Origin of the sequence: Microbacterium maritypicum MF109 (assembly GCF_000455825.1) — a bacterium.
GTDB lineage: Bacteria > Actinomycetota > Actinomycetes > Actinomycetales > Microbacteriaceae > Microbacterium > Microbacterium maritypicum_A.
In genome coordinates, this window is record NZ_ATAO01000236.1 from 1 (window position 1) to 346 (window position 346).

At 71.4% G+C, this 346-nt stretch carries 1 pseudogene; it reads left to right on the forward strand.

From position 1 onward, the window contains the following. Positions 1 to 277: pseudogene (locus tag L687_RS0122175) on the forward strand (molecular chaperone DnaJ); the annotation flags it as partial. Positions 278 to 346 lie beyond the last annotated feature (69 nt).

Below are 346 nucleotides of genomic sequence, written 5' to 3' on the forward strand. Positions count from 1 at the left end.
CACCCGCGCGCCGGTCACCGCTGCTCTGCGTCGGATGCGCACCGTCGCGAAGGCCGCGCGCGTGCGCTTCGGCGGGGCGATCATCGTGCTGCCCGACGACGACCTCGCCCAAGCCGTCACGCCGCTCGGCACGAGCCGCGGAGTTCCGGTCGTCGTGGTGCGACGCAGCGCTCTCGCGATGGTGCTGCGTCAGGGTGTGCCGCAGGCGCGGGCGATCGGGGGCAACGAGCTCTTCGACGTGCGCACCCGCCTGCAGCAGACCGTCCGCTTCGTCTGAGCCCGCGCTCGCCGAGCGTCGTCGCACCGCGGTCGTACCGTTGACTTCCGAAATCAAACCGGTTTACAC